The sequence below is a fragment of the Acidimicrobiales bacterium genome, from assembly GCA_034521975.1.
GTDB lineage: Bacteria > Actinomycetota > Acidimicrobiia > Acidimicrobiales > SKKL01 > SKKL01.
Window position 1 is genome coordinate 27614 of record JAXHLR010000010.1, and the last position, 23110, is coordinate 50723.

Here is a 23110-nt window from a genome sequence, read left to right on the forward strand (position 1 = left end):
GATAGCGTTCGGGCCATGTCGACCGACGACCCCGCCGACGCCCCCGGGCGCTCGTTCCCTCGCCGTCAGGCCCGCACCCGACGCTTCACCCTCGGCGCACCCCGCTCGTTCTCGGTGTCGGCGGATGGGTCGCGGGTCTGGTTTCTGCGGTCTGCTGGTTCCGACGACCCGGTTCACTCGCTGTGGGTGTTCGACGTCGCCCGAGGGGTCGAGCAGCTGGTGCTCGACCCTCGTTCGTTCGACACCGACGGCGAGGTGGTGCCCGACGCCGAGCGCGCCCGCCGGGAGCGGGCACGGGAGTCCGGTGCCGGCATCGTCACCTACGCCACCGACCGGATGGGACAACGAGCGGTCACCGTCATTGGAGGCCTGGTGGTGCTCGCCGGTGCCGACGGGTCCGAGGCGATCGTGCTCGACGCGGCGCCGGGCGCCTTCGATCCGCGACTCGACCCGTCGGGCGAGCGCGTCGCCTATGTGGTCGACGGTGCGCTGCGGGTGGTCTCGCCCACCGAACCCGATCGGGTGCTCGTGGCCGAGGAGGGGGTCGTGTGGGGCGCCGCCGAGTTCATCGCCGCCGAGGAGCTCTCCCGCACCAGGGGATTCTGGTGGTCGCCCGACGGTCGTACGATCCTGGCCGAGCGGGTCGACGAGTCGCCGGTGGCCGCGTGGCACATCGCATCGCCGGTCGAGCCGTGGTCGTCGCCCCGGACGGTCCGCTACCCCGCGGCCGGCACCGCCAACGCGGCATGCTCGTTGGCGTTGCTGGGGCTCGACGGCAGCCGGGTCGACCTCGGGTGGGATGCCGCGGCGTTCCCCTATCTGGCCACCGTCACCTGGACCGACGGCGATCCGCTCACCATCTCGGTGCTCAGCCGCGACCAGCGCACCATGTCGATCCTGACCGTCGCCCCCGGCACCGGTGACTGCACCGAGATCCGGCGCCACGAAGACCCTTGCTGGGTCGAGCCGGTCGCCGGCGTCCCGACGTGGGCCGACGGCCGCCTCGTCACCGTCGCCGACACCGAGACCGCCAGGCAGGTGATGCTCGAGGGCGTCGCCTTGTCACCGCCGAACCTGCAGGTCCGCTCGGTCGTCAACACCGACGCCGACGGGGTGCTGGTGACCGCCTCGGCGGGCGATCCCACCGAGACCCAGGTGGTGCGGGTGGGCTGGGACGCCACGACATCGCCGGTCGCCACCGGCTCCGGAGTCCACGGCGCGGTCGCCGGCGGTGACACGTTGGTGATCACCCATGCCGGCATGGACCACGACGGGACGGTGGCAACGGTGGTCCACGGGGACGGGTCACCCGAGGACTCGCCGGCGCTGTTGTCCTTCGCCGAGGCCCCGGGACTCGATCTCAACGTCCGCTTCCTCGAGCTCGGCGAACGGCAGCTGCGAGCCGCGCTGGTCATGCCATCGGACCCCGACGGCGATGACGGCCGTGCCGTGCTCCCGGTGCTGCTCGATCCCTACGGCGGACCCCACGCCCAGCGGGTGGTTCGGGCGCGGGGCGCCTTCGCGACCTCGCAGTGGTTGGCCGACCAGGGCTTCGCGGTGCTGGTGGTCGATGGGCGGGGATCACCCGGGCGCGATCCGGGATGGGAGCGGGCGGTTCAGGGCGATCTGGCGGGTCCGGTGCTCGAGGACCAGGTCGACGCGCTCCATGCCGCCGCGACCGTCGAACCGCGCTTGGACCTGGGTCGGGTCGGCATCCGCGGCTGGTCGTTCGGAGGGTACCTGGCGGCACTGGCCGTGCTGGCTCGTCCCGACGTGTTCCACGCGGCGGTCGCGGGTGCGCCGGTCACCGACTGGCGGCTCTACGACACCGCCTACACCGAGCGCTACCTCGGCCATCCCGCCGAGGCTCCCGAGCACTACGCGCGTACCGACTTGACCCCGCTGGCGAGCGGGCTGGAGCGGCCCCTGATGCTGATCCACGGACTGGCCGACGACAACGTGGTCGTGGCCCACACCTTGCAGCTGTCGCGGGCATTGCTCGAAGCCGGCCGTCCCCACACCGTGCTGCCGCTGTCGGGCGTGACCCACATGACGCCTCAGGAGGCGGTGGCCGAGAACCTCTTGCTCCTGCAGGTGGCGTTCCTGCGCGACGCCCTGGGTCAGGGAAGCGGGGCCGGCGCCGGTGGGCCGATGTAGCGGGCGCTCGGACGGATGATCTTGTTGTCGTCCACCTGTTCGAGCACGTGGGCGACCCAGCCGATGGCCCGGCTGGTGGCGAAGGTCGGGGTGAAGAGGGAGCGGGGAACCCCGGCGAGCTCCATGGCGACGCCGGCCCAGTACTCGACGTTGGTGTAGAGGTTGCGGCCGGGCTTGAACTCGTTCAGCAGCTCGATGACCCGGGCCTCGACCTGCTCGGCGAGCTCGACCAGCTCACCCCCCATCTGTCGAGCGGCCCGGTGGAGGGGTTCGGAGCGGGGATCGAGCGTCTCGTACACCGCGTGGCCGAACCCCATGATCCGTTCTCCGGACTCGATCCGCGGGCGGACCCACTCGTCGATGCGGTCGGGGCTACCGATGGCGTCGAGGGTGTCGAGGGCACGTGAGGGGGCACCGCCGTGGAGCGGGCCCGACAGCGCCCCGATGGCGCCGGTGATGGCCGCACCCAGGTCGGCTCCGGTGGAGGCGATGACCCGCGCCGTGAACGTCGACGCGTTGAACCCGTGGTCGATGGTGGCGATGAGGTACTGCTCGATGGCCCGGGCATGGGTCGACGGGGGTGTGGTGCCGGTGATCATCCGCAGGTAGTCGGCGGGCCAGTCGAGATCGGGGCACGGGTCGAGCGGCTCGAGCCCGTTCGCCACGCGGTGGAGGGCCGCCGCCATCGCCGGCATGGCGGCGACCAACCGCATGCCCTGTGCCCGGATGGTGTCGCGGTCGAGGTCGAGGACCGGTGCGAAACCCTCGGACGCCGCCAGCAGCGACACCGCGGTGCGCAGAGCATCGAGTGGGCCTGCTCCGCCGGATCCCGCCAGGGCGGGCAGCAGGTCGCGCACCGGGGCGGGCAGTGGCGTGGCGCGAGCCTCGGCGACGGTCGCCCGGAACGCCTCTCGTTCGACATCGTCGGGGAGCCGGCCCTCGAGGATGAGGTGCCAGACCTCGTCGAGGGTGCGGCGCTCGACCAGGTCGGTGGCCGAGTACTGGCGGTAGTGGTAGAAGCCGGCCCGGCCCTGGACCTCGCCGATGCTGGTCTCGGCGGCGATGACCCCCTTGAGGCCCCGGGGCACCTCGATCAGGGGTGGTTCGGTGACCGGGTCGCTAGTGGTGGGGTCGCTGGTCAGGGAGTTGCTGGTCATGGGATCAGCGTGCCGCCCCTGCTCTGTACTTGTCAACGTTGATCACATCAACCATGATTGGATCAATGACCAAGGACGACTTCATCCTCACGTCGCAGGAGGCAGCGGCCCGGCTCGGCATCAAGGTCGAGACCCTCTATGCCTATGTGAGCCGCGGGATGCTCGAGCGGCGGGTGGCCGCCGACGGTCGCACGAGCCTGTTCAGCCCCGCCGACCTCGATCACCTGGCCGGCCGACGGCGTCGGGGACCCAAGCCCGAGGGGTTGGAGGTGGTGATCGACACCGCCCTGACCTCGATCGACGGGCACCGCCTGCGCTACCGGGGCCTCGATGCGGTCGAGCTGGCGGGTCGTCGCTCCTTCGAGTGGGTCGCCGAGTGGTTGTGGACCTCCGCGACAGGGGAGCAGGTCGATCCGTGGACACCCAGTCGCAAGTCGGCCGATCTGATCGCCGCCGAGGTGGCCGGACTGCCTCCCAGCGCCACCGTGGGTGATCGGCTGCGCGTCGCGACCGCCGTCGCCGGCGCCACCCACTCGTTGCGCCACGATCTGCGACCCGAGGCGGTGGTGCGGGCGGCCCGCCGGCTGATCGCCACCATGGTCGACGCCCTCCCGGTCCACCAGCACCTGCTGCCCCCCGCACTCGAGGTCGAGGACGAACCAACGCGTGGCGACGCCATCGCCGTCCGCCTGTGGCCCCGCCTCGGGTCCCAGCCGGCGACGCCGGAGCTGATCACCACCCTCAACGCCGCCCTCATCCTGCTGGCCGACCACGAGCTGGCAGCCTCGACCCTGGCCGCCCGGGTCGCGGCCTCGACGCGTGCCGACCCCTATGGGGTGGTGGGGACCGGACTCGGGGTCCTGTCGGGCAGCCTGCACGGCACCGCCAGCATCCCGGTGCATCGCCTGCTCAACGAGGTCAGCGAGGCCGGGCTCGACCGCACCGGGGCGATCGTGTCCGAGCACCTGCGCCACGCCAGCTCCGTCCCGGGGTTCGGGCACCCGCTCTATCCCGACGGCGACCCGCGGGCGGTGGCCCTGCTCGATCTGGTGCGGCGGTCGGGAGCGGCCGCCGATCGTGTGGCTACCGTCGACGCGGTGCACGACGTCATGGCCGAGGATGCCCCCGCCGATCCCAACGTCGACTTCGGGCTGGCCGCGCTGGCACACGTCGCCGGGTTCAGCGTTGGCACCGGAGAGGCCGTGTTCGCGGTGGCACGTGCCGCGGGCTGGATCGCCCACGCCATCGAGGAGTACGCCGAGTCCGGCAACCGGTTCCGTGCCCGGGCCCGCTACCTCGGTCCCCGGCCACAGGGCCCACCGGGATGAGTCTCCGCACGCTGAGCCTGGGCCAGGCTCGCCGGATCGCCCTGGCTGCCCAGGGGCTGGCCCGACCATCACGAGCAGCCACCCGCATCGACCTGCGACAGCTCAGGTCCACCTTCGGTCGGCTCGGCGTGGTCCAGATCGATTCGGTCAACGTGCTCACCCGCGCCCACCACCTCCCCTTCTTCTCCCGCCTGGGTGCGTACGACCGCGACCGTCTCGATCGATGGCTGTGGCAGGGCGACGAGACCTGGGAGTACCACGCCCACGAGGCCGCCATCGTCCCCCTCGAGCTGCACCCGCTGATGCGCCACCGGATGGAGTGGTTCCGGGACCACTTCTCGCTCGATGCCCAGGCGTTGCGCTTCACCCGGGCCGTACGGGACGAGGTCGCCGAACGAGGGCCACTGGCCGCCACCGAGCTGGCCGACGGGGGCAAGCGCACCGGGCCCTGGTGGGGTCTGTCCCGGGGCAAGCGGGCCGTCCGGTACCTCCACCGGGTCGGCGAGCTCGGCATCGCCCATCGCCGCACCAACTTCGAGACGGTCTACGACCTGCCGGATCGGATCCTTCCTGCCCCGATCCTCGCCGCCGAGTCGGTCGACGCCGACGAGGCACATCGCGCCCTGGTGCGCCTCGCTGCTCGTGCCCACGGCGTGGGGACGGCGGCCGATCTGGCCGACTACCACCGCCTACGGGTCGCTCCGGCCCGCCGGGCGCTCGACTCGTTGGTCGCCGCCGGCGAGCTCGAACGGGTGGCGGTGCAGGGATGGTCGGACCAGGCCTATCTCGACCCCGAGGCGCCGATGCCCCGCAGGGCAAGCGGGCAGGCCCTGCTCAGCCCCTTCGACCCGCTGGTCTGGTTTCGTCCGAGGGTCGAGCGGCTGTTCGGGTTTCACTACCGCATCGAGATCTACGTCCCCGAGCCCAAGCGGCGCTACGGCTACTACGTGCTGCCGTTCCTGCTCGGCGACGAGCTCGTGGCGCGGGTCGACCTCAAAGCCGACCGCGCCGCCGGGGTGCTACGGGTCCAAGGTGCCTTCGCCGAGCCCGGCGGCGATCCGCGTCGCGTCGCGGGGCCGTTGGCCGACGAGTTGACGTCCATGGCCCGGTGGCTGGGACTCGACGCCACCGTGGTCGCCGACCGGGGGGACCTCGCCCACCCCCTTCGTTCGGCGTTGTCGGCAGGCGGCTGATCCGGGTCGGCGGCCTCCCTCGGATGGCGAGGTGGCTCTAGCCTGCGGGCATGGACTTCTCGACCGTCGTACGGACCACTGGTGCAGTGCGGGAGTTCACCGACGAACTGATCCCCGACGAGGTGCTGCACACCATCCTCGACCACGCACGGTTCGCCCCCAGCGGTGGCAACCGCCAGGGCTGGCGGGTCATCGTGGTGCGCGATGCCGCCATCCGCCGTCGACTGCGCGAGCTGTACCAGCTGTCGTGGCGCGAGTACGTGGCTCACGTGGCCGAGGGCAAGGTCCCGTTCGCTCCCGGTCCCGACCGGCGCTGGCAGGGCCCCGCGGTGGACCTGGAGGCGGCTCGCGCCGCCGAGGCCCCCAACCCGTTCGCCGATCAGCTCGACACCGTCCCGGTCCTCATGGTGGTGCTGGTCGACCTCACCCAGCTTGCGGTGCTCGACAACGGGCTCGACCGCCAGAGCATCGTCGGCGGCGGCTCGATCTACCCGTTCTGCCACAACATCATGTTGGCCGCCCGTGATCAGGGCTACGGCGGGGTCATGACCACCGCCATCTGCCGCCAGGAGGACGCCGTGCGCGAGCTGCTCGGTGTCCCCGATCCGTGGGCGGTGGCCTCGTTGGTGGCGCTGGGCCGGCCGGTCAAGCAGGTCACCCGCCTCCGGCGGGCTCCGGTCGAGGAGTTCACCGTGGCCGACCGTTTCGACGGCCAAGCCTTCGACAGTCAAGCCTTCGAGGTCTAGCCCGAGGTGCCCTCGGCCACCAGACGTTCGAGGGTGAGCTCGGGGTGGTCGGCTTCGACCCGGTCCAGCCAGTAGGTCGAGACGAACAAGGCATAGCGGGTGCCGTCAGCCTTGCGGAGCACGTCGACGTCGCGCATGGCCCGCAGCGCCGGTTCGGACTCGGCATCGGTACGGCGGGCGATCGTGTAGCGGGTGGGACTCAGCTCGACCCTGGCGCCGAACTCGTGCTCGAGGCGGTGCACCGCCACCTCGAACTGCATCGGACCCACCGCGGCCAGCACTGGCGCCTGGTCGCCGATCTCGGGATCGCGCAGCACCTGCACCACGCCCTCCTCGTCGAGCTGGGTGATGCCGCTGCGGAACTGCTTGAACTTGCTGGTGTCGAGGGCGCGGATGATGGCGAAGTGGGTGGGAGCGAAGTTGGGGATCCCGGCGAAGGTGACCGGCTCGTCGACCCACAGGGTGTCGCCGATTCGCACGTCGCCCGCGTTCACCAGCCCCACCACATCGCCGGGCCAGGCATCCTCGACGGTCTCTCGACCCTGACCGAACACCTGTTGGGCGTACTTGGTCGAGAAGGGCTTGCCCGTGCGGTCGAGGGTGACGACCATGCCCCGCTCGAAGTGACCGGAGCACACTCGGAAGAACGCCAGGCGGTCGCGGTGTGATGGGTCCATGTTGGCCTGCACCTTGAACACGAATCCCGAGAACGGCGCGTCGAGTGGACGGGGCTTGTCGTCGACATCGAGGCGCGGCGTCGGCGGCGGGGCCATGTCGATCACACCGTCGAGCAGCAGTCTCACCCCGAAATTGGTGAGCGCCGAGCCGAAGAACACCGGTGTCGAGTCTCCGGCGAGGAACGAGTCGGGGTCGTGGTCGGCCTCCACCGCGGCGAGCAGCTCTTCCTCGTGCTTGGCGGTGTCCCAGGCCTCGCCCTCCTCGACCGCTGCCCGGTCGGTGTCGACGATCTCCTCGCCGGCCTCGGTGGCGCCACCGGCGGTGCGGGTGAAGCGGATGAAGGTGTCGGTGCGGCGGTCGATCACGCCGCGGAAGTCGCCGGGGATGCCGACGGGCCAGGTGACCGGCGTGGGGCGGAGCCCGATCTGCTCCTCGATCTCGTCGAGCAGCTCGAGCGCATCGCGTCCGGGGCGGTCCCACTTGTTGATGAAGGTGAGCAGCGGCATGTTGCGGGCCCGGCAGACCTCGAACAACTTGAGGGTCTGGGGCTCGATCCCCTTGGCCGCGTCGAGGACCATCACCGCCGCGTCGGCCGCGGCGAGGACCCGGTAGGTGTCCTCGGAGAAGTCGCGGTGGCCGGGGGTGTCGAGCAGGTTGACCAGGTGGTCGCGGTAGGGGAACTGCAGGACCGTCGAGGTGATGGAGATGCCCCGCTTCTGCTCCAGCTCCATCCAGTCCGAGGTGGCCGACCGCCGACCCGCCTTGCCCTTCACCGAGCCGGCCTCGGTGGTGAGCGCGCCGCCATAGAGCAGGAACTTCTCGGTGAGGGTGGTCTTGCCCGCGTCGGGGTGGCTGATGATGGCAAAGGTGCGGCGGCGGGCCGCTTCGGTCACTGGGTCGAGCGCTGGCACCTGGTCAACGCTAGGGCCTGGCTCTCGGTACCAGGTAGTCGTCGGCATCGAGCGGCGGTTCAGAGGGTAGGTCGTGGTGGCATGGCCCACGACCTCGAGCAGGCGGCCTGATCAGCCCCTCGTCTGGCGACATCGCGCGGATCTGTCGCGCTGAGCGCGACGAATCCGCGCGATGTCGGGGAGGCGTGGAGGGGAGGCATGATGAGGGGTCGAGGGGGTCCGGAGTGGTCAGGGGCCGGGGCGTTCAGGTGTCGGGGTGCTCGGCATGCTCGTCCGACCCGGACTCCCAGTCGACCGGCTCCCACTCGACGTCACCCCAGAACGGGTCGCGGCGACCACGACCGCGGCGGCCGCGGGCGGAGGAGTCCTCGGGCACGACCGCGCCGGCGATGACCAGCGCTGCGATCCCGGTGGTGATCGGCACCGCCGCGACGAGTCCGATCGAACCGACCAGGGTCCGCACCACCTCCATGGCGACCGCCTCGCCGGTGACGACCTCCTCGAACGAGCGCTGGGCCTGGGTGAACAACAGCAGCAGCGGCAAGGCGGCACCGGCATAGGCGAGCGCGAGGGTGTTCACCACCGAGGCGATGTGGTCGCGCCCGATGTTGACCGCCCGGCGGTACAGCTCCCAGGCGCCGAACCGGCGATCGGCCAGCTTGAGCTCCCACACCGCCGCGACCTGGGTGACCGTGACGTCGTCGAGCACGCCGAGCGCGCCGATCATGATGCCCGCCAGCAGCAGGCCCTGGAGGTCGATGATCCCCGAACTGGCCTGCAACAGCATCACCTCCTCGCTGGCCAGGCCGGTGATGCGGGTGAGCGACACGAACAACACCGCGAGCCCGGCGGTGAGCGCGAGCGCGAGGAGCGTGCCGAGCAGCGCGACGGCGGTGCGCTCGTTGAGGCCGTGGGCGAGGAAGAGCGCCAGGTAGGCGATCGTCGAGGCGGCCACGAGGGCCAACAGCACAGGAGGGTCGCCGAGCAGCAGCGCCGGCAACAGGAAGGTGACGATGACGACCAGGCTGACGGCGACCCCGACCAGGGCTCTCACACCCTTCCAACGGCCGAGGGCCACCACCGCCACCACGAACAGCGCACCCAGCCACAGCAACGGCGTGTTCCGTTGGAAGTCCGCGAACTGGAAGGCGAGCTCGGGCGGCGCTTGCGAGGAGTAGGAGAGGACGATCTGGTCGCCCGAGTCGAGCCTGGGGGAGTTGGCCGACGGGAACAGCTCGAAGGTCGCGGTCTGGCCACGCGGCGACCCGCTGGTGACTCGTGCGCTGATCAGCTCGCACCGAACCGTGGACGCGTCGCCGGCGCCGGAACAGGGCACCAGCTCCACCCGGTTGACGGTGGCATCGACCAGTTCCTCCCCGAACCCGACATCGAACCCGGCCGACACCTGCTCCTGTGGCCACAGCAGCACGAGGCCCGCCACCGTCACCGCGCCGATGAGGGCCAGTGCTCCCCACACGACCGCTCGTGCCCGGGGGCTGGTGAGAACCGACGAGTCGGTGTCCTCGGGAGCGTGGGAGTGTCCGTGAGCCACCTGCTGAGTCTCGCCGCTCGGTGGCACCCAGCGGTGGCATTGCCACGCTGGGGGTCAGCCGTCGTCGGTGAGACAGGCCCGGCACCGGCCGATGAGGTCGAACCGGTGGCCTTCGATGCGGAACCCGGTCTCGGCGGCGATGGCATCGACGGCTCGGTCGAGCCGCCGTTCGACCGAGGGTGCCACCACGAAGTCGGTGACGCCGCCGCAGCCCGAGCAGATCAGGTGGTGGTGGTGTTCGGTGAGGTCCTCTGCCAGCTCGAAGCGGGCGAACTCGTCGGTGGCGACCACCCGCTCGACGACCCCGGCCCGTTCGAGCACCGCCAGGTTGCGGTAGGCCGAGCTCTGGGGGATGCCGGACTGGCGGTCGAGCAGGTCGGGGATGGTGAGGGGGCGGTCGGCGCCCTCGAGGAGCTCGACGAGCGCTCGGCGATTGCCGGTGTAGCGCTGTCCGTCGCGGCGGAGGCGTTCGGCGGCGGTGGTGTGGAGGGTGCTCGGCGAGGTGGTCGAGGGCATCCTCCCACCTTAGCCGGAAGTGAGAATCACTGAGAACTGACCGGTCCCCATCCCTGAGTCGGAGGCGTCAGGTTCCCGTCCTGGCAGCACTTCCGCCTACGCTTGCCGCGTGCTCGAATCGACCAGGATGGACCTCGCCTACCCCGGAGCTCGCCGGCCCGACCGGGCATTTCACGTCGACAGCGCTGGCGTGTCGCTGGCTGCCTACGAGTGGGGCGACGCGGACCGACCGCCGATCCTGCTGGCGCACGGGGGTTTCGACTTCGCCGCCACCTTCGACCTGCTGGCACCGTTGCTCGCCGACGCAGGATGGCGCGCGGTGTCCTGGGACCAGCGGGGCCACGGCGACTCGGAACACGCTCCGCTCTACAGCTGGGACGCCGATGTGCGCGACGCGGTGGCGGTGATCGAATCGATCTCGGACGAGGCGATGCCGGTCGTCGGCCACTCCAAGGGCGGCAGCATGATGCTGCAGCTCGCCGAGTTGGCTCCGTGGCACGTCACCCGCGTGGTCAACCTCGACGGTCTGCCGTCGCGGGGCGCGGCCCCCGACATCGCCGACCACGAGCGCACCCGGATCATGGCCGACGAGCTCAACAGCTGGCTCGATCACCGGCTCAGGTCCCATGACATCCAACGCAGACCGGGCACCGTCGACGAGCTCGCCGAGCGTCGAGGTGCGATGAACCCCCGCCTGTCGCACGAATGGCTGCGCTACCTCGTCACCATCGGCGCCCGCGAGGACGATGACGGCTGGCGGTGGAAGATCGATCCCGCGCTGCGCCTGGGCGGGTTCGGTCCGTTCCGCCCCGAATGGTCCCTGAACCGGCTCCCGGGGCTGCCCGTCCCGATGCTCGGCGTGCTCGGAACCGTCGGCGAACCCATGGGCTGGGGTACCACGGCGGCCATGGTCGAACCGTTCCTGCCGCATCGTGCCCGTGTCGTCGAGCTGGACGACACCGGCCACTTCCTGCACGTCGAACGGTCTCGCGAGGTCGCCGACCTGGTGCTGGAGTTCCTGTCGTGAACGGATCGGTCACCCTCCGCCACGGCAAGATCGACCTGGCGCTGCACCCACTCCGAGGCGGGGACGGGCCCCACCCGCTGCTCATGTTGCACGGGTTGGGCGAGCGCACCCCACCCGAGGTGCCAGCCCCGCTGGACGCCTGGCCCGGCCCCATCTGGGGCCTCGACTTCACCGGTCACGGCGAGTCGACCGTTCCTGCCGGGGGCGGGTACACCGCCGAGGTGCTCATGGGGGATGCGGCGACGGCGCTGGCCCATCTTGGCCGGGCGACCATCCATGGCCGGGGGCTCGGTGCCTACATCGCACTCCTGCTGGCCGGGGCGCGCGCCGTCGATGTCCACGGCGCCATCCTCGACGATGGCCCCGGACTGGCCGGCGGTGGGCCGACACCGCCCAGCGCGGTGCTGCTGCGCATCGGCGAGGACGCACCGTCACCTCCGGACCCCTACGCGCTGGCCGAGTTGGCCCAGGACGTGCGACCGCCCGACTATGCGACGAGCTTCGTCCGCCAAGCCGTCCACTTCGGCAGTCTCGAGCCGTGCATCGCCGTCAGCGCCCGGGTCCACCCCGAGTGGCTGTCGGCGGTGGTCGACGAGTACGGCGTGGTCGTGGAGTCGCTTCAGGACGCGGTCGCCCGCTTCGGTTGAGCTCTCCGACCGGCGCGGCTGCGCCGACCCGACGTCAGTGCTGACGGTTGCCGACGTAGGCGGCCAGCTCCTGCAGCGCCGCGACGGCGACGGGCACCAGCGGAGCCTCGGCGATCCGATCGGCGGCCTGGTCGGTGAGCGCGGCGATGCGGGCCTCGGACTCGGCCCTGGCACCGGTCACGTCGATGACGTGCTGGATGGCATGTACCTGCTCGGAGGTGAGGTCGGGTGAACCGATGGTGGCCAGCACCGCCCGCTGATCGGCGTCGGCCCGCTCGGTGGCGATCGCCAGCAGGGGAGTCGGCTTTCCTTCCCGGAGGTCGTCGCCGACCGGCTTGCCCGTGCGTTGTGCTTCTCCGTACACACCGAGCAGGTCGTCGCGGAGTTGGAACGCCTCGCCGAGGGGTAGCCCGTAGGCGGAGAGGGCGGGCTCGAGGTCGGTGAGGCGCTCTCGCAGGGCGGCCCCGAGGTGCAGCGGGCGCTCGATCGTGTACTTGCCCGACTTGTAGCGCGAGATGCGGCGCGCGGTGCTCAGGTCGGTCGCCGCTCTGGCCGTGCCCTCGATGTCGAGGTACTGCCCGACGTTGAGCTCGATGCGCAGCTCGTGCCACACCGCGAGGGCGGCCTCTGGCGCATGGGTCATGAGCCGATCGGCGTACACGTGGGCGAGGTCGCCGGCCAGGATGGCGACCCCCTCACCGAAGCGTCGGGCTTCACCCCGCCAGCCCGAACGTCGGTGGGTGTCGGCGAACTCGGCATGGATGGCGGGAACGCCCCGGCGCGTGGGTGACCCGTCCATCACGTCGTCGTGGATCAGTGCGAAGGCCTGCAGGAACTCGAACGCCGCCCCGGCGTCGAGGACGACCGGATCGTCGGGGTCACCACCGGCTCCGACGAAGCTCCAGTGGCAGAACGCGGCCCGCAGGCGCTTGCCACCGGAGAGGACCAGCCTCGCCAGCGCGACGATGGGCGCCTCGAGCGCGGGGTCGAGCTTCTGCCACCGCTGGCGCTCGTCGTCGAGCACATCGGTGAGGCGGTCGCCGACTCGCTCGGCCACCTCGACCAAGGCCGGAGGCACCTGGGCGTCAGCGCCGGTGGCGCCGGTCGGTGTTGCCCCGGTGGTCATCCGGGGAGCCTACCGGGGTGCCCCGGGCTCGGGTTCGGGGGTGGTCCCGTCGGTGGCGGCATCGAGGTCGGCGAGCACGCGGGTGACCTCCATGCGGGCGTCGCCGATGCGGCCACGCAGCATCCGCACCAGCTCCGCTGCCCGGCGGACCCGGTGGGAGAGATGGTCGACATCGACGGCCTCGCCCTCCAGTTCGGCGACGATGCCCTCCAGCTCGCGGAGCGCCTCGGCGTAGCCCAGCTCGGAGGAGGGGTCGGGATCAGGATCGGTCATCGTCGGTGGTCTCCGTGCTGGTCTCTGTTGTGGTGATCGTGTTGGTCGTCGTGCTCAGGATGGTGCCGTCGGAGACACGGGTGGACAAGGCGGTGCCCGGCTCGACCGAGGCGGCGCTGCGCACGAGGGTCCCGTCGGCGTCGCGGGTGATCGACCAGCCCCGCGCCAGCACTCGGGCGGGGTCGAGTGCTCCGACGTGGCGGTGCAGCGACTCGACGTGGCGCTCGGCCCGCTCCAGGGCGCGCTCGGGTTCGCGAGCCATGCCGGCCTGCAGCTCGACGAGGCGGGCTGCCCCGAGCTCGAGCGTGGTGCGGGCACCCGATGCGACTCGCGCGGCGGCGCTGCGGACCGAGGCGTCGTGGCGGTCGAGCACGTCGAGGCTCCGCGCCGCCATCGACCGCCAGGCGTCGTCGCATCGGTCGAGGTAGGCGGTGACGGTGTCGCAGAGGTGGGCAGCACAGGCGGTGGGGGTCTTGAACGATCGGTGGGCGACGCGGTCGGCCACGCTCTCGTCCACCTCGTGGCCGATGCCGGTGAGCACCGGGACCGGCATGGCGGCGATGGTCCGTGCCACTGTCTCGTGGTCGAAGGCGACCAGATCCGATCGTGAGCCGCCGCCGCGGACGAGGGCGACGACGTCGAGATCCATGCGGGCAGCGGTCCGTAGGGCGCCCACGATCTCGTCGACCGCGTCGACGCCCTGCACCCTGGTGTCGATGAGCGACACCTGCCAGCCATAGGTGCTGGCCGCCAGCTCCTCGAGCAGGTCGTGGGCGGCGGCGCTGCCTTCACTGGTGATCACGCCCACCCGCAGGGGAACCGGGGCGAGCCGGAGCTGCCGGTTGCGTTCGAGGAGACCCTCGGCGGCCAGGGCCCGGAGGAGACGCTCACGGTCGGCGGCCATGCGCCCGAGGGTGTGACGGGGATCGATGGCGGTCATGCGCAGCTGGATGCGCCCCTGCGGCGGATAGAACACGACCTCGCCCCGGATGCGGACCTCGAGACCGTCGCCGAGGGCCAACCCGCCTGCCTTGGCCAGCACGTGCTCGACGCCGCGCCGGTTCCCGGCGAAGCACACCACCGACAGGGTGGCCTCGCTGGGTTGGCCCAGCGTCCCTGGTTCAACCAAGGTGAAGTAGGCATGGCCCCGCGCCGAGGTCTTCCAGTTGTGGATCTCGCCTTGGACCCAGACCTGGTCACCGAAGGCGTCGCGCAGAGCATCCGAGATCCGCGCGTTCAGCTCGGCGACACTGTGGGTGTGCGTCTCCACCGCAGTGACACTAACGACACCTGCCATCGGTCCACGACCGGTGGGGCCATGGCGGTCGATGGCACCCCGTAGCCCCCGCCCCGACGCGGCGCTGCCCTTCCCGGACATGGGCCCTGAGGTGGTCATCGACCTGCGCGCCGACGCGGTCCTCGCCCACGTCTCGGACCTGGTCGCGGTCGTGGGACCCGACGGAACCTTGCTCGCGGTCAGCGCCTCGGTCGAGCAGCGGCTCGGCCACCGCAGGGGCGGGCTCATCGGATCGCCTGTCTCGTCGCTCTTCGTGGCCGACCCCGACGATGTGCCCGCCGAGGTGCTCGACCGCATCTTCCTCGAACCGGGGGCGCACGGGCCCATCACGCTGTCGGCCATGACGGCGGATGGGCGCTCTCGCACCGTGGAGGCGATGATCGACAACCAGCTCAGACCCGACGGCGAGGGTTCGGTCGTGGTCACCGCGGTCGATCTCACCGAGCGACGGATGCTCGACGCGGCCATGGCCGAGCAGCGGTCCCTGCTCGAGTCGATCGCTCGCGGCGTGTCGGTCGACAGTGTCGCCGACCGCCTGGTCGAGCGCGTCGAGCACTGGTTGCCCGATGCGGTGGCGGCGGTCCTGCTCACCGACGTCGCCGGCACCTGGCAGGTTGCCGCCGCGCCCTCGGTTCCCCAGACCGTCGTCGAGGTGCTCCACGGCGCGGCGCCGAGCTCGCCGGTCGGCAAGGCGATCGGGCGACTCCCCGACTGCACCACGGTGGTGTCGGCCATGGACCCGAACTGGTTCCCGTTGCGGACCGCGTGCCGGTCGGCCGGCGTCGAGTCGCTGTGGGTGCGTCCCTTCCACGTCCTCGGCCGCAGCGAACCGGTCGGGGCCATCGTGGTTGTTCGCACCGATCACCGTGTGCTCGACGAGGGCGAGCTCGACCTCATCGAGCAGTCGTCGCACCTCGCCGCCATCGCCGTCGAGCGCCAGTTGGCCACCGAGGCGCTCGAACACCGGGCCCTGCACGACGACCTCACCGGACTCCCCAACCGGACTTTGCTGCTCGACCGGGTCGAACAGGCGCTGTACCGGGCGTCGCGCGACCGCTCGGGCGTCGCGGTGCTCTTCGTCGACCTCGATCGCTTCAAGCACATCAACGACACCCTGGGACACGCGGCCGGCGACGCTGTGCTCTGCGAGGTGGCCGGTCGGCTCCAGGGGGTGCTCAGGGCGGGCGACACCGTTGGACGCCTCGGTGGTGACGAGTTCCTCATGGTCTGCTCGGAGATCGCCGACGTCACCGATGCCCTCACCGTCGCCGACCGGGTGTGGGACGTGCTCCAGGCGCCCGTCTCGTTCCACGGGGACGACCTGCCCATGCGCGCCAGCGTCGGTGTCGCCATCGCCGAGGGACCAGAGACCACCGCCGACGAGGTGATCCGCGACGCCGACCACGCCATGTACCGGGCGAAGGAGAACGGACGAAACGGGGTCGCGCTGTTCGATCGTGACGACCATGATCGGGTGGTGAGCCGGGTCGACATCGAACGCGGTCTCCACGGCGCCCACGACCGCGGCGAGCTGGTGCTGCACTTCCAGCCGGTGATGCATCTGGCCGATCGACGTCAGACCAGTGTCGAGGCGCTCGTGCGCTGGGAACGGCCTGGCGCCGGGGTCGTCGGTCCGAACGAGTTCATCTCCATCGCCGAGGACACGGGACTGATCGTGCCGCTGGGTGCGTGGGTGATCGAGGAGGCGTTCCGCTCGGCAGTCGCCTGGCCCGAGCTCGACCGGGGGACCCACATGCGGGTGGCGGTCAACCTGTCGCCGCGACAGCTCTCGACCCCGGGGCTGGTCGATCGGGTCACCCGCCTGTTCGATCGGACCGGCATCGATCCGGGGCGCATCTGCTTCGAGGTCACCGAGCTCGCTCTCGCCCGCGACGAGGACCTGGCCATCGCCACCTTGAACCGGTTGAAGGGCCTGGGGGTCTGCATCTCGATCGACGACTTCGGGACCGGCTACGCGACCCTCGACTACCTGCGTCGCTTCACCATGGCCGACGAGCTCAAGATCGACCAACGGTTCGTGGCCGGACTCGGCGATCCGCTGTCACAGGAGCACGCCATCGTGGCCGCATCGGTCAACCTGGCCCACTCGCTCGGCATCGAGGTGGTGGCCGAGGGCATCGAGACCGAGGCGCAGCTCGCCGCTGCGATCGACCTTGGCTGCGACCAGGGCCAGGGCTACCTGTTGGGGTGCCCCGAGCACTTCGTGGCCGCGGTCGCCACCTCGACCGCGGACCCGGCCCCCACTCGCCGACGAGGAGCCCGTTCGGGCTAGACGAGCGCCGGGTAGATCAGCGACTTGAGTTGTCCCCGGAAGTTGTAGGTGCCCGATGGGATGAGCTGGGTCATGAACACCACCAGCAGCTCCTCGGCCGGATCGCACCAGAACGTGGTGGAGGCCATGCCGCCCCACATGTAGTCGCCGACCGATCCGATCTGGGCGGTGCGGGCCGGCCCGAGGCCGACCGCCATGGTGAGGCCGAAGCCCATGCCCTCGAAGCCGACCTCGCCGTAGCCACCGGGGAGGGCGTACTCGGTCATGTCAGCCCCGCCGGGCAGGTGGTTCGTCGTCATGAGCTCGACGGTCTTGGGTCCGAGGACCCGAACCCCGTCGAGCTCGCCACCGTTGAGCATCATCTGGGCGAAGCGCACGTAGTCAGCCATCGTGGACACCAGACCACCGCCTCCCGACAGCATGGCGCGCTGGCGGCGGTAGGGGCTGGTATCGGGGTCATCCTGGAGCTTGAGCGACTTGTCGCTGGCCCGGCGGTAGCAGGCGGCGAAGCGAGGAAGCGCCTCGTCGGTCACGCGGAAGCCGGTGTCGACCATGGCGAGCGGGTCGAAGACGTTCGTCTGGAGGTAGTCGTCGAAGCGCTGGCCGGAGATGATCTCGACCAGCCGGGCGCAGATGTCGGTGGACACGCCGTAGGCCCACTGGGTGCCGGGGTGGAAGTCGAGGGGCCGTTGGGCGAGCGCGTCGCACATGGCGGCGAGGTCGCGCTCGCCGTCGAGAAAGCTGTCGGGACCCGCTGCACCGCCGTCGGGGTTGCGCAGCGTCATGGCCCCCAAGCCGAAGCCGGACATGTGCATGAGCACGTCGCGGACGGTCATGGGGCGGATGGGCTCGACCAGGTGCGTCTCGCCGTCGGGGTCGCGCTGGCGGACCATCAGGTCGCCGAAGGCGGGGATGAATCGGTGGACGGGATCGGTGAGCTGGAAGTGCCCCTGTTCGTAGAGCTGCATGAGGGCGACACCGGTGATGGGCTTGGTCATCGAGTAGATGCGCCAGATGGTGTCGTCGCCGATCTCGGTGCCACGTTCGCGGTCGGCGACCCCCAAGGCTTCGGAGTAGCCGACCGTGCCGCCCCGGGCGATGACGGTCTGGCAGCCGGCGAGCTTGCCGGGCTCGATGTAGCGGGAGCGCAGGTGTCGGCTGAGCCGCTCGAGCTGGCGCGGCTCGAGGCCTGCGGCGTCTGGATCGTGCTTCATGTGTTCCCCCCTGTTTCGAATGAAGAGGGCCGGGGCGCACCGTGGTGCGCCCCGGCCGCTGGCGGAAGGTGTGGGATTCGAACCCACGGTGACCCGGAGGCCACAACGGCTTTCGAGGCCGCCCCATTCGTCCGCTCTGGCAACCTTCCGCCGACGATGGTAGCGGTCAGGTGCGACGCGCTGCGAAGAAGGAGCGCAACAGGTCGCCGCACTCCTCGCCGAGCACGCCGTGCACCACGTCGGGCTCGTGGTTGAGGCGGGGGTCGGCGCACAGGTTGTAGAGCGATCCGCAGGCGCCGGCCTTGGGGTCGGCGGCGCCGTAGACGACGGTTGCGACCCGCGCCGCGACGGCTGCTCCCGCGCACATGGGACACGGTTCGAGGGTCACGACCAGGGTGGTGTCCTCGAGTCGCCATCCGTTGGCGAGCTCGGTCGCAGCGTCGCGCAGCGCCAGGATCTCGGCGTGCGCGGTGGGGTCGCCGTGCAGTTCGCGCTCGTTGTGGCGCCGGGCGATGACGTGCCCCTGGTGGGCCACGACCGCACCGATGGGGGCGTCGCCGTGGGCGGGTGCCCGCCGGGCCTCGTCGAGTGCCACCTGCATCAGATCCTGGTGTGACACCGGGGCTCCGTGGACGTGTGTGAGGGTGGGTCGTGGTGGTTGGTGTGGCGGAGGGGGTGGGATTCGAACCCACGGTGGGTTGCCCCACACACGCTTTCCAAGCGTGCCGAATCGGCCGCTCTCGCACCCCTCCGGGTGTTGGTACCGAACCGACAGGCTATCGTGGTCCTGCGCCCGCCTTCGCATGTGGCGGTCGGGTCCTGTGCAACCGCAGCCCGTGAACCGAGTCAGGGCCGGAAGGCAGCAGCTCTCAGCGGATCCTGCAGTGTGCCGCAGATCGCCTGACCGCCACTTGCGAGGGCGGGCGCTTTCGCGTGCCACCATGAGCAGCGATGACCTCGCGTGGACGATCACCGTGGAGTGCCGCATCCACGGTTGCCGCGCGCAACGAGCTGCGCGAGCTGATGTCGATGGCCCGCCGCGTCGTGTTCGCGGCGGCGATCACCGGTGTGGTCGTCGGTGTGGTCGTCGGTGTGTTCGACCGGGTGGTCGACCGCGAGCTGCTCGAGCAGCTGCTCGAGGCCCCGATCGGGTTGCAGATGGTGCTTCCCGGGCTCGGCCTCGTGGTGTCGGTGCTGGCGTTGCGATGGATCGGGGCGGGGGCCAGTCCGGCCACCACAGACGAGTACCTGCGCGCGTTCCACGGTCTCGAAGCCCGCTTCGACGGCCGGGCGTTCTTCGCCCGGCTGGTGGCCAGCAGTGCCACCCTCGGTTCGGGTGGTGCTCTCGGCTTCGAGGGACCGTCGGTCTACTTCGGGACCGGGATCGGCCAGGCGTTCGGCACCAGGGTGCGGGCCCTGCTTGCCCGTGACGACGTCCGACTCCTGCTGGTGGCCGGCGCCGCGGCCGGGGTTGGGGCCATCTTCCGGGCACCGGCCACCGGCGCGGTGTTCGCCATCGAGGTCCCGTTCCGCAACGAGCTGGCCCGCCGGAGCCTGCTGCCAGCGCTCGTGGGTGCGGCGTCGGGCTATCTCGCCTTCGTCGCCATCAACGGCACCGAGCCGTTGTTCCCGGTGGCCGGGGCGACACTGATCGATGGACGCGACCTCATCGGTGCCGCCCTGGTGGGCATCACCTGTGGGGCCGGTGCTCGCCTGTTCGGGATGGTGATCCGATGGGCGAAGGGTGTGGCCGACCGCTCCCGAGCGCTGGTGGTCACCCCGATCGCGGCCGTGCTCCTCGGTGGTCTGGTCGTGGCCAGTCACGCGGCGTTCGACGGGCTCGCGCTCACCCTCGGTCCCGGATTGCCCGCCATCGAGTGGGTGTTCGAGTTCGAGACCACCATCTGGTTGCTCGTGTTGTTGGGGAGCATGCGCGTCGTCGCCACCGCGGCGACGGTGGCGGGATCGGGAACCGGCGGGCTCTTCGTGCCGCTGGTCGTGCAAGGCGCCATCACCGGTCAGGCCATCGGGGTGCTCATCGGGAGCCACAACCCCACCCTCTACCCGGTGCTCGGCATCGCCGCGTTCCTGGGCGCCGGCTACCGCGTGCCCTTGGCTGCGGTGATGTTCGTGGCCGAGGCGACCGGGCGGCCAGGGTTCGTGGTCCCGGGGCTCATCGCCGCCGTGTTCGGCCAGATACTGGCCGGAAGCAGCTCGGTCACCGCCTACCAGCGCGACGAGCGACTCGGCCACCTCGAGCGTCGTGCCGGCCTTCCCATCTCCACCGCGCTCATCACCGACGTGGCCACCACCGATCCCGACGACTCGCTGGCCGAGCTGTTCACCGAGCACATCGCGCTCGCCCGTCGCCGCGCCATCCCCGTTGTCGAGGGTGAGCGGTCCTACAGCGGGATGGTGCTGCTCGATGACGTCCTTGCCGTGGAGAGCGAGCGTTGGATGGAGACATCGGTCAGCGAGGTCATGCGCACCGACCTCGTCGTGCTCGATCCCGACACCACGGTGGCGGCGGCGCTCACCGCCCTGTCGAAGTCACCCGCCGATCACCTCGCGGTCGTCGACTCCGCCGGGCAACTCTACGGCCTGGTGTCCCAGGAGTCGATCCTCGATCTGGGCGAGCTCATGGACCGTCTCGACGCCGATGATCCGTCCGGATCCGGTCCCCGCTGATGAGCGTCGCTCTGCGCCGGTAGAGTCGGCGTCGATGGCATACCAGACCCTCTACCGGCGCTATCGCTCGCAGCGCTTCAGCGACCTGGTCGGCCAAGACCACGTGGTGCGCGCCCTGCGCAGCGCGGTGCGCGACGAGCGGGTTGGACACGCCTACTTGTTCAGCGGTCCGCGAGGCACCGGCAAGACCTCCACCGCCCGCATCCTGGCCAAGGCGCTCAACTGCGACCACCTCGAAGGGGGCGACCCCTGCGGCACCTGCGAGAGCTGCCGCTCGATCGAGTCCGGGGCGTCGTTCGACCTGCACGAGCTCGATGCCGCGTCCAACAACGGGGTCGAGGCGATCCGCGACCTCATCAGCCGCACCGGCATCGGGTCCCCTGGCCGCACCAAGGTCTACATCCTCGACGAGGTCCACATGCTGTCGGCGGGAGCGTCCAACGCCCTGCTCAAGACGCTCGAGGACCCGCCACCCCACGTGGTGTTCGTGCTGGCCACCACCGATCCTCACAAGGTGCTGCCGACCATCCGCAGCCGCACCCAGCACCTCGAGTTCGGGCTCATCGCCGCCGATGTGCTCGCCGCCCACGTCCGCTGGGTGATCGCCGACGCCGGGCTCGACGTCGATGAGGAGGGCATCGGCTATGCCCTCCGTCAGGGCGGTGGGTCGGCACGGGACACGCTGTCGGCGTTGGAGCAGATCGTCTCTGCCGGCGGTGTGCCCACCGAAGGCGGCTCGAGCGACGAGATCATCGACGCCCTGTGCGAGCGAGACAGCGGCGCCGCCATGGCCGCGGTGGCGTCGGCGATGGCGGTCGGGCGTGAACCGCGTCCGCTGGCCGAAGACCTGCTGGGGGCGCTGCGCGACGTCTTCCTCGCCTCGGTCGGTGGTCCGCTCGACCACCTCACCGACACCACCCGCGAACAGGCCCGCGACCGCGCCCATCGCATGGGTCGCGCGTCGATCACGCGGGCCTTGGAGCTGGTGGGCGAGGCGATCGCCGACATGCGCCACGTGGGCGATACCCGGATCCCGCTCGAGGTGGCGTTGGTTCGCCTCTCCAACCCCGAGGTCGACACCTCGCTCGAAGCGCTCGTCGAACGGGTGTCGCGGCTCGAACGCCTGCTCGAGGGTGGTGGGGCTCCGGCGCCCACCTCTTCGCCGGGTCCTGCCCCCGCGGCGCACGACGCGCCCGCGGCACCAGGCGCTGCGAGCGCACCACCATCTGTACCACCACCGCCGATGCCGCCACGGGCCGGTTCCAGCCCGAAGTCCGACCCTCGGTCGGCTGCTCCGCCGCCGAGCCCCGCCGAACCGGTCTCTCCCGAACGGCCCGAGGCGAGCCCGCCATCCTCCGGGGGCGAGCTGCCGAGCCTCGACGCGATGGCCAGCGCCTGGCAGGCGCAGGTGATGGGTCGGCTCTCCAACCGGGCGCGGGCGCGCTACGGAGCGGGACGGTTCGTGGCGGTCGACACCCACGCGGTGTTCGCGCTACCCAACCCCATCCACCGCGACCGCTGCGAGGACCTCCGCCCCGAGGTCGAGTCCGCGCTCGCCGACCACTTCGGCGTCGCGGTTCCGCTGCGGCTCGTGGTCGACGGCGAGTCGGTGCCGGGTCCCGACTCGGGCCCTGCCGGCGCCCGGGCCACTGCACAGACCGGAGCGCCCCCGGCGGGCGCGGGCGACGGCGGTCGCGGCACCGCCACCGCCACCGATACCGACAACGACGGCCCCGACGACCCCGACGATGTCGGCGATGTCTCCGAGCTCAGCGACGCTGACGTGGGCGCCCCGAGCTCGGTCGAGCGCATCACCGAGCTGTTTCCCGGCGCCGAGGTGGTCGAGGAGCAGCGATGATCCCCACCAAGCAGAGGAGTCTGCGATGAGCGAACCAACAGATCCTGGCGGCCAGCAGGCGTTCCCCGATCTCGGCGGTCTGTTGGCCCAGGCCCAACAGATGCAACAGCAGCTCATCGATGCCCAGGCCGAGGCGGCCTCGGCGGTGGTCGAAGGCAGCGCGGGAGGCGGCTCGGTCACCATCGAGGTCACGGGTGGTCTCGACTTCCGGTCGGTGCGGATCGACCCCAGCGTTGTCGATCCTGACGACCCCAGCCTGCTCGAGGACTTGGTCCTCGCGGCGCTCCACGACGCGGTCGCCCGCATCAACGAGATGCAGGAGGGTGCCATGGGTGGGCTCGATCTCGGTGGTATCGCCGATGCCTTCGGGGGCCCCGAGATGGACGAGACGATGGGTGGTCTGGGTGGGCTGCTCGGTCCCGGGTCCTCTACCGAGCAAGACGACTGAT

The 23110-nt window shown here is 70.9% G+C and carries 19 protein-coding genes, 2 tRNA genes and 1 other RNA gene; 11 read left to right on the forward strand and 11 right to left on the reverse strand.

Annotated features, from left to right (window positions below; all coding sequences use genetic code 11):
• The first annotated feature begins 15 nt into the window (after positions 1-15).
• Complete coding sequence (locus U5K29_15175; protein ID MDZ7679882.1) at positions 16-2157, forward strand: prolyl oligopeptidase family serine peptidase; 2142 nt, start codon at positions 16-18, stop codon at positions 2155-2157.
• Here U5K29_15175 and U5K29_15180 read toward each other — a convergent pair.
• Entirely contained in the window at positions 2121-3314 is a 1194-nt protein-coding gene (locus U5K29_15180; GenBank protein MDZ7679883.1) for a citrate synthase, read from the reverse strand. The two genes, U5K29_15175 and U5K29_15180, sit on opposite strands and share 37 nt — an antisense overlap.
• Positions 3315-3379: 65 nt before the next feature.
• Here U5K29_15180 and U5K29_15185 point away from each other — a divergent pair, with 65 nt between their 5' ends.
• Genes U5K29_15185 through U5K29_15195 form a run of 3 tightly spaced genes read left to right on the forward strand, consistent with a single transcriptional unit; the run spans position 3380 to position 6581 of the window.
• Positions 3380-4642 carry a citrate synthase family protein gene (locus U5K29_15185; GenBank protein MDZ7679884.1) on the forward strand — a complete coding sequence of 421 codons (1263 nt, stop codon included), beginning with the start codon at positions 3380-3382 and terminating at the stop codon, positions 4640-4642.
• A complete protein-coding gene (locus U5K29_15190; protein ID MDZ7679885.1) occupies positions 4639-5835 on the forward strand; it encodes a crosslink repair DNA glycosylase YcaQ family protein in 1197 nt (398 codons plus the stop codon). Before U5K29_15185 ends, U5K29_15190 begins: the two co-directional genes overlap by 4 nt.
• Before the next feature lie 50 nt (positions 5836-5885).
• Positions 5886-6581: a nitroreductase family protein gene (locus U5K29_15195; protein MDZ7679886.1), complete on the forward strand. Its 696-nt coding sequence runs from the start codon at positions 5886-5888 to the stop codon at positions 6579-6581.
• Here the strand turns inward: U5K29_15195 and U5K29_15200 are convergent.
• From U5K29_15200 to U5K29_15210, 3 genes are all read right to left on the reverse strand, one after another.
• Positions 6578-8170 (reverse strand): peptide chain release factor 3, encoded by a 1593-nt coding sequence (locus U5K29_15200; GenBank protein MDZ7679887.1) that lies wholly within the window; start codon positions 8168-8170, stop codon positions 6578-6580. The genes U5K29_15195 and U5K29_15200 overlap by 4 nt on opposite strands.
• Positions 8171-8414: 244 nt before the next feature.
• Positions 8415-9722, reverse strand: coding sequence for a YibE/F family protein (locus tag U5K29_15205; protein ID MDZ7679888.1), 1308 nt, complete (start codon positions 9720-9722; stop codon positions 8415-8417).
• A 54-nt stretch (positions 9723-9776) separates the two neighbouring features.
• The gene (locus U5K29_15210; protein MDZ7679889.1) at positions 9777-10238 is read right to left on the reverse strand and encodes a Fur family transcriptional regulator; all 462 of its coding nucleotides are present in this window, start codon (positions 10236-10238) and stop codon (positions 9777-9779) included.
• Positions 10239-10347: 109 nt separating this feature from the next.
• Here U5K29_15210 and U5K29_15215 point away from each other — a divergent pair, with 109 nt between their 5' ends.
• Together U5K29_15215 and U5K29_15220 are read left to right on the forward strand one after the other, a co-directional pair.
• Positions 10348-11265, forward strand: coding sequence for an alpha/beta hydrolase (locus tag U5K29_15215; GenBank protein MDZ7679890.1), 918 nt, complete (start codon positions 10348-10350; stop codon positions 11263-11265).
• Positions 11262-11912, forward strand: a complete 651-nt coding sequence (locus U5K29_15220) for an alpha/beta hydrolase (GenBank protein ID MDZ7679891.1) — start codon at positions 11262-11264, stop codon at positions 11910-11912. The genes U5K29_15215 and U5K29_15220 overlap by 4 nt, the downstream gene beginning before the upstream one ends.
• Positions 11913-11946: 34 nt before the next feature.
• Here U5K29_15220 and U5K29_15225 read toward each other — a convergent pair whose 3' ends face one another.
• Genes U5K29_15225 through xseA form a run of 3 tightly spaced genes read right to left on the reverse strand, consistent with a single transcriptional unit; the run spans position 11947 to position 14581 of the window.
• Positions 11947-13038 carry a polyprenyl synthetase family protein gene (locus U5K29_15225; GenBank protein ID MDZ7679892.1) on the reverse strand — a complete coding sequence of 364 codons (1092 nt, stop codon included), beginning with the start codon at positions 13036-13038 and terminating at the stop codon, positions 11947-11949.
• A gap of 9 nt (positions 13039-13047) precedes the next feature.
• The gene (gene xseB / locus U5K29_15230) at positions 13048-13311 is read right to left on the reverse strand and encodes an exodeoxyribonuclease VII small subunit (GenBank protein ID MDZ7679893.1); all 264 of its coding nucleotides are present in this window, start codon (positions 13309-13311) and stop codon (positions 13048-13050) included.
• Positions 13298-14581, reverse strand: a complete 1284-nt coding sequence (gene xseA / locus U5K29_15235; protein ID MDZ7679894.1) for an exodeoxyribonuclease VII large subunit — start codon at positions 14579-14581, stop codon at positions 13298-13300. Before xseA ends, xseB begins: the two co-directional genes overlap by 14 nt.
• A 58-nt stretch (positions 14582-14639) precedes the next feature.
• On the opposite strand from xseA, the gene U5K29_15240 reads away from it, so the two are divergent.
• The gene (locus U5K29_15240; protein ID MDZ7679895.1) at positions 14640-16901 is read left to right on the forward strand and encodes an EAL domain-containing protein; all 2262 of its coding nucleotides are present in this window, start codon (positions 14640-14642) and stop codon (positions 16899-16901) included.
• Here the strand turns inward: U5K29_15240 and U5K29_15245 are convergent.
• The 4 genes from U5K29_15245 to U5K29_15260 all read right to left on the reverse strand — a co-directional run bounded on the left by U5K29_15245 (position 16898) and on the right by U5K29_15260 (position 18867).
• Positions 16898-18115 (reverse strand): serine hydrolase domain-containing protein, encoded by a 1218-nt coding sequence (locus tag U5K29_15245; protein ID MDZ7679896.1) that lies wholly within the window; start codon positions 18113-18115, stop codon positions 16898-16900. The genes U5K29_15240 and U5K29_15245 overlap by 4 nt on opposite strands.
• Positions 18116-18174: 59 nt before the next feature.
• Positions 18175-18264: transfer RNA gene (locus U5K29_15250), tRNA-Ser, on the reverse strand.
• A gap of 17 nt (positions 18265-18281) precedes the next feature.
• The gene (gene tadA, locus U5K29_15255) at positions 18282-18734 is read right to left on the reverse strand and encodes a tRNA adenosine(34) deaminase TadA (GenBank protein ID MDZ7679897.1); all 453 of its coding nucleotides are present in this window, start codon (positions 18732-18734) and stop codon (positions 18282-18284) included.
• 45 nt (positions 18735-18779) lie between these two features.
• Positions 18780-18867, reverse strand: a tRNA-Ser gene (locus U5K29_15260).
• A 58-nt stretch (positions 18868-18925) separates the two neighbouring features.
• On the opposite strand from U5K29_15260, the gene ffs reads away from it, so the two are divergent.
• The 4 genes from ffs (at position 18926) to U5K29_15280 (ending at position 23109) form a co-directional block, all read left to right on the forward strand.
• An RNA gene (ffs, locus tag U5K29_15265) (signal recognition particle sRNA small type) lies at positions 18926-19024 on the forward strand.
• A gap of 42 nt (positions 19025-19066) precedes the next feature.
• On the forward strand, positions 19067-20803 hold the full coding sequence (locus U5K29_15270) for a chloride channel protein (GenBank protein MDZ7679898.1): 1737 nt from the start codon (positions 19067-19069) through the stop codon (positions 20801-20803).
• 34 nt (positions 20804-20837) lie between these two features.
• Positions 20838-22661 carry a DNA polymerase III subunit gamma/tau gene (gene dnaX / locus U5K29_15275; GenBank protein MDZ7679899.1) on the forward strand — a complete coding sequence of 608 codons (1824 nt, stop codon included), beginning with the start codon at positions 20838-20840 and terminating at the stop codon, positions 22659-22661.
• Positions 22662-22686: 25 nt separating this feature from the next.
• Entirely contained in the window at positions 22687-23109 is a 423-nt protein-coding gene (locus tag U5K29_15280) for a YbaB/EbfC family nucleoid-associated protein (protein MDZ7679900.1), read from the forward strand.
• Position 23110 lies beyond the last annotated feature (1 nt).